The organism is Cellulosimicrobium cellulans (assembly GCF_001722485.1).
GTDB classification, from domain to species: domain Bacteria; phylum Actinomycetota; class Actinomycetes; order Actinomycetales; family Cellulomonadaceae; genus Cellulosimicrobium; species Cellulosimicrobium cellulans_A.
Genome location: NZ_LWGL01000190.1, coordinates 1 through 5,577 on the forward strand (window position 1 = coordinate 1; position 5,577 = coordinate 5,577).

A 5,577-nucleotide genomic window follows, 5' to 3' on the forward strand; every position below is an offset into this window, starting at 1 on the left:
CCCTCGGCGCAGCCTCGGGCTCGTCGGGCTCCGCGTCGCCGCGCACCGCCGCGGGCGGCGCGGACGCCGCCGTCGCGGCGGACGCCCTCTCGATCTCCCTGCGGACCTGGACCGCCGTCGCCGACGACGCGCGGTCCGACCACCCGACGACCTTCTTCGAGGTCCCGGTCTCTCCTGCCTGAGGCGGCCCACGCCGTGCCCGCGCGCACGGCACGTGGCCCGGCGCCGACGCGCCATCAGACCTCAGAGCAGGAAAGAGAGCACCATGCACATCTACGTTCGGCGTGCGCTGCGCACAGCGCTCGTCACGGGCGGCCTCGTGGTCGCCGGGGCCGGAGCGGCCCACGCAGCCGAGGGCGACCTCCTCGGCGATCTCGGACTCGACGTCTCGGTCGACGCTCAGCTGAGCGAGGTCACCGACGTCCTGCCCGACGTCTCGGTCGACGTGCCCGTGCACGTCCCGGTCACCGTGTCCGACGTCGCGGTCGGCGCCCTGGGCGACGCGACCGTCGAGCAGGCACCGGCCTCCGCGCCGGCGCCCGCCCCCGCCCCGGCGCAGCCCGCGCCGGCGGACCCCGCGGACATCGACGTCGACGTGCCGGTCACCGTGCCCGTCGACGTCTCCGGCGTGGCCGCGGGCGTCCTCGGCGACGCCACGGTCACCACCGCGCCCGCCCCGCAGCCGGCTCCCGCCCCGGAGGAGCAGGCACCGGCGGAGTCCGCCGACGTGGACGTCGACCTGCCGGTGAACGCGCCGGTCGACGTGTCCGACGTCGCGGTGGGACTCCTCGGTGACGCGACGGTCACCGGTGGCGAGGGCCAGGAGCAGGGTGCTGCGGCACCGTCGGCTCCGGTCGGCGAGGGCTCCACGGACGGGATCGACGTGGACGCGCCGATCACGGTCCCGGTCGACGTGTCCGACGTCGCGGTCGGCGTGATCGGCGACGCGGTCGTCGGTTCGAGTTCGGGCTCGGGCTCGGGCTCGGAGGACGGCTCCGGGGACGACGGCCTGCTCGACGGGCTGCTCGGCGACGGCGGGCTGGTCGACGACCTGCTCGGTGACGGCTCGCTCGGCGCGGACGGCCAGGGCGGCGACGGTCTCCTCGACGGTGTCGTGGGTGGTGACGAGGGCCTGCTCGACGGCGTGCTCGGCGACAGGGGCCTGCTCGACGGCCTGCCCGACCTCGACCTGAGCCTGCCGGTCACCGTCCCGGTCGACGTCTCGTGCATCGGCGTGGGCCTCCTGGGCGACGTCGCGGCCGGGTGCCCGACCGCCGTCGACCCGACCGACCCGACCGACCCCACGGACCCGACCGACCCCACGGACCCCACGGACCCCACGGACCCGACGGACCCGACGGACCCGACCGACCCCACGGACCCGGCGGACCCGACCGACCCGACGGACCCGACCGACCCCACCGACCCGACCCAGCCGGGTGACGGCACGGACCCGAGCGACCCGTGGGACGCGGGCCGGCCGGTGGTCCGGGTCTCGCAGCCGGTCGCCATGACGACGGCGACGGACGGCACGTGGACGGCGGCTCCGGGGGCGTCCGCGGTGACGTCCTCGGCGGCGACCGCGGGCCCGGCCGCGATGGCCATGACGGGCGCCGAGGGCGACCTCGGCCTCCTCGTGATGGCGGGCCTGCTCACGGCGCTCGGTCTGGCGATGCGTGGTCTGCGTCGCCGGTCGTGGGCCGCGGACCCCGACGCGTACACCCCCGTCTTCACGGACCGCAGCCGGGCCTGACCCCGGCTGCACCGGGGCCGGCGATCGCAGGGGCGTCGCCGGCCCCGGACACGGGACGGCGCCGCGCACCACGTGCGCGGCGCCGTCCGCCCCTGCATGCGCAGCGCTGCCGGCACGAGCCGGTCCGCGCTGCCGGGTCAGGCGATCGCGAACACCAGCGCGGCGATCGCGAAGCCCATGACGCCGATGGCGGTCTCCATGACCGTCCACGTACGCAGCGTCGTCTTGACGTCCATGTCGAAGAACCGGCCCACGAGCCAGAACCCGGAGTCGTTCACGTGGCTGAGCACCACCGAGCCGGCCGCCACCGCCACGACGATCGCGGCGAGCTCGACCGGGTTGAAGGACCCCGCCTCCACCGCGGGGGCGATGAGCCCGGCCGCGGTGGTGAGCGCGACGGTCGCCGATCCCTGCGCCACGCGCAGGATCGCCGCGATGAGGAAGCCTGCGACGATCACCGGCAGGCCGACGTCGCCGAGCACGTCGGCGAGCGCGTCGCCGATGCCCGTGGCGCGCAGCACGCCACCGAACATGCCGCCGGCGCCCGTGATGAGGATGACCGAGGCCACCGGGCCGAGGGCGGAGTCGAGCGTCTTCTCCAGGGCGGTCCCGCTCGTGCCGCGTCGGCGGCCCAGGACCCACGCCGCGACGAGGACCGTGATGAGGAGCGCGATGGGCGTGGCGCCCACGGCCCGCAGGGCCTGGACCGCCGGGTTGTCGCGGTCCACCACGCCGGCGGCACCGAGCGCGTCGAGGCCCGTGTTGGCGAAGATCAGCACCAGCGGCAGCAGGAGGATGAGCACGACCGTGCCGAACTTGGGCGGGTTCTGGAGCTGCTCCTCGTCGGCCTCGCCCAGGATCGAGGGGATGGGCAGGTCGATGCGGCGCCCCATGACGCGCCCGAACAGGTAGCTCGTGACGTACCAGGTGGGGATCGCGACGACGAGGCCGAGCAGGATGACGATCCCGATGTTGGCGCCGAGGAACTCGGTCGCCGCCACGGGGCCGGGGTGCGGGGGCACGTAGATGTGCATGACGGAGAAGGCGCCCGCCACCGGGAGGCCGTACAGCAGCAGGGACCCGCCGAGGCGCCGTCCCACCGAGAACACGATGGGCAGCATCACCACGAGCCCGGCGTCGAAGAAGATCGGGAACCCGAAGATGAGGGAGGCGAGGCCGAGGGCGAACGGCGCACGCTTCTCGCCGAACTTGTCGATGAGGTAGTCGGCCATGACCTTCGCGCCACCGCTCGTCTCGACGAGGCGTCCCAGCATCGCGCCGAGCGCGACGAGCAGCGCGACGGTGCCGAGCGTCGAGCCGAAGCTCGCCGTGAGCACGTCGACGATCGAGCCCGTGGGGATGCCCGCGACGAGCGCGGTGAGCAGGCTGACGAGGATCAGCGCGAGGAAGGCGTGGAGCTTGAGCTTGATGATGAGGAAGAGCAGCACGGCGATCGCGCCCGCGGCGATCGCGAGCAGCGGTCCGGCGGTCAGGGTCTGTGTCCAGTCCTCGGGGGGCATCGTGTCTCCGTCGACGGTGGTGGATGGGTGGGTCTGGTCGAGCTCAGCGGGCTCAGCGCTCTGAGCGGGCGCCCTGCGCCTCGGTGCGCGCGAGGATCTCGTCCGCGAGCTCCTGGGGGGAGGCGGCGACGTCGAGCGTCATGCCGTGCTCGTCGTCGGCGAGCGGCTCGAGCGTGGCGAGCTGCGAGGGCAGGAGGGACGACGGCATGAAGTGCCCGCTGCGGTGCTGGATGCGCTCCGCGAGGAGCTCCTGCGACCCGTTCAGGTGCACGAAGCACACCGTGCCGCGCGCGGTGCGCAGCAGGTCGCGGTAGCTGCGCTTGAGCGCCGAGCACGTCACGACCCCGGACCGGCCGGCCTCCGCCTCGGACGTCAGCCAGTCCCGGATCGACTCCAGCCACGGCCAGCGGTCCTCGTCCGTGAGGGCCGTGCCGGCGGTCATCTTGTCGATGTTCGACTGCGGGTGGAACTGGTCGGCCTCGGCGTACGTGACGCCGAGGCGCTCGGACACGAGCGTCGCGACCGTCGTCTTGCCGGAGCCGGCGACGCCCATGACGACGAGGTGCTCGACGGCGTCCGCCGGGTCCGGCGCGCTCACGGTGCTGTCCCTGCTGGCTTCGTTGTCCACGGAGGTCTCCCGTCGGTGCGGAGGTCACCGGCGCGAGGTCCGACGCCGGTGTCGTGGCGCGGTCGTCGCGCCGTGTCGAGGATGGCCTATTGATAGCACCATTGCAAGCTATTGGTCACACCATTCGAGGGCGTAGGCTCGCCGCCATGGCGACGACGGCCCTGCACACCACCGTGCTCGACACGCTCGGTCGCCGCATCACCAGCGGCGACGTCGCCGTCGGCACCCCACTGACGCTCGACGCCATCGGGGCGGAGTTCGGCGTCTCCCGCACCGTGGCCCGCGAGGTCATGCGACTCCTCGAAGGGCTCGGCCTCGTGCGCTCGCGACGGCGGGTCGGCCTCGTCGTGCTCGGCATCGACGAGTGGAACGTGCTCGACCCACGGGTCATCAGGTGGCGCCTCGAGGGACCGGGCCGCGACGACCAGCTGCGCACCCTCACCGAGCTGCGCCACGCCGTCGAGCCCCTCGCCGCCGCGGGTGCGGCCCGCCACGCGCCGGCGGAGGTGCGCGACGAGCTCGTCGCCGTCGCGGCCCGCATGCGCCGGCTCGGGGAGGCCGGGGACCTCGAGGAGTTCCTCGCGCTCGACGTGCGCATGCACGAGCTGCTGCTCCGGTCGAGCGGCAACGAGATGTTCGGGGCGCTCGCGGAGGTCGTCGCCGCGGTGCTCAGCGGCCGGACGCACCTCGGCCTCATGCCCGCGGCCCCCGTGCCGGAGGCGCTCGACCAGCACGAGGCCGTCGCGCACGCCGTCGCGGCCGGTGACGCGGAGGCCGCCGAGGCGGCGATGGCGGCGATCGTCGGCGAGGTGCGGGGCGCGCTCGCCGCCCGGCAGCGGCTCAGCGAGGATGGATCGCGACCTCCGCGGCCTTGACGACGAACCACACACGCTCGCTGGGGGCGAGGCGCAGCTCCGCGACGGCCCGGGGAGTGAGGTCCGCCGCGAGGCGTGGCGGGCCGCCACGGACGTCGCCGCGATCGGCCGCGTCCGTCGGCTCGGCCGTGCGCCGGGGCAGGAGGCGCCCCCACACCCGGAGCAGCGGTCCGTGCGGCTCGACGCCCGTGACCTGGACGGCGAACGCGTTCCGCGGGCTGCCCTCCGGCGTCGCGCGGTGCACCGCGACGGCGCGCGGCTCGAACACCGCGACGGCACCCGATCCGGGAGCGGCGTCCTCGTCGGTCGTCCCGGCGACGGTCACGCCCGTCCCGTCGACGGCGAGCGTCGCCGTGCGGGGCGCGCCCGACCCGCCGTCCGCTGCCGAGGCGTCGGGCCGAGGTGCGTCGTCGACCCGCGCCACGGTGCCCGCCAGGAGGTTCACGCCTGCGAGCCGGGCGGCGAACCGTGACCGGGGGCGCGTGAGGACGTCGGAGGCCGGGCCGTCCTCGACGACGCGACCGCCTTCGAGCACGACGACGCGGTCCGCGAGGACGAGCACGTCGAGCAGGTCGTGCGTGACGAGGAGCGTCGTTCGCGGCTGTGCGCGCTGGGCGTCGTGCAGGGCCGTGCGCACGTGCTGGGCGACGCCGACGTCGAGCGACGCGAGCGGCTCGTCGAGCAGCAGCACGCGCGGGTCCGTGGCGAGGGCGCGCGCGATCGAGACGCGCTGGGCCTGACCGCCGGAGAGCGCGGTCGCCGCGCGGCCCGCGAGGTCGTGCGCGCCGACGCGGCCGAGGG

Annotated in this window: 6 protein-coding genes; 3 read left to right on the forward strand and 3 right to left on the reverse strand. The window is 75.0% G+C overall.

Annotated features, from left to right (window positions below):
* A partial coding sequence (locus tag JZ5iCDA_RS19090; protein WP_171905398.1) for a hypothetical protein occupies window positions 1-182 on the forward strand: 182 nt, incomplete at its 5' end.
* A gap of 83 nt (window positions 183-265) precedes the next feature.
* Window positions 266-1,753, forward strand: coding sequence for a hypothetical protein (locus tag JZ5iCDA_RS19430; RefSeq protein ID WP_069387906.1), 1,488 nt, complete (start codon window positions 266-268; stop codon window positions 1,751-1,753).
* Between the two features lie 137 nt (window positions 1,754-1,890).
* Here JZ5iCDA_RS19430 and JZ5iCDA_RS15145 read toward each other — a convergent pair whose 3' ends face one another.
* Both JZ5iCDA_RS15145 and JZ5iCDA_RS15150 read right to left on the reverse strand, forming a co-directional pair.
* Window positions 1,891-3,273: a GntP family permease gene (locus tag JZ5iCDA_RS15145; protein WP_069387907.1), complete on the reverse strand. Its 1,383-nt coding sequence runs from the start codon at window positions 3,271-3,273 to the stop codon at window positions 1,891-1,893.
* A gap of 52 nt (window positions 3,274-3,325) precedes the next feature.
* On the reverse strand, window positions 3,326-3,826 hold the full coding sequence (locus tag JZ5iCDA_RS15150; RefSeq protein ID WP_069387909.1) for a gluconokinase: 501 nt from the start codon (window positions 3,824-3,826) through the stop codon (window positions 3,326-3,328).
* A gap of 221 nt (window positions 3,827-4,047) precedes the next feature.
* Between JZ5iCDA_RS15150 and JZ5iCDA_RS15155 the strand changes: the two genes are divergently transcribed.
* Window positions 4,048-4,776, forward strand: coding sequence for a FadR/GntR family transcriptional regulator (locus JZ5iCDA_RS15155; protein ID WP_069387908.1), 729 nt, complete (start codon window positions 4,048-4,050; stop codon window positions 4,774-4,776).
* On the opposite strand, the gene JZ5iCDA_RS15160 is transcribed toward JZ5iCDA_RS15155, so the two are convergent.
* Window positions 4,742-5,577 (reverse strand): TOBE domain-containing protein (locus JZ5iCDA_RS15160; RefSeq protein WP_139123148.1); only part of this gene is annotated, 836 nt, incomplete at its 5' end. The two genes, JZ5iCDA_RS15155 and JZ5iCDA_RS15160, sit on opposite strands and share 35 nt — an antisense overlap.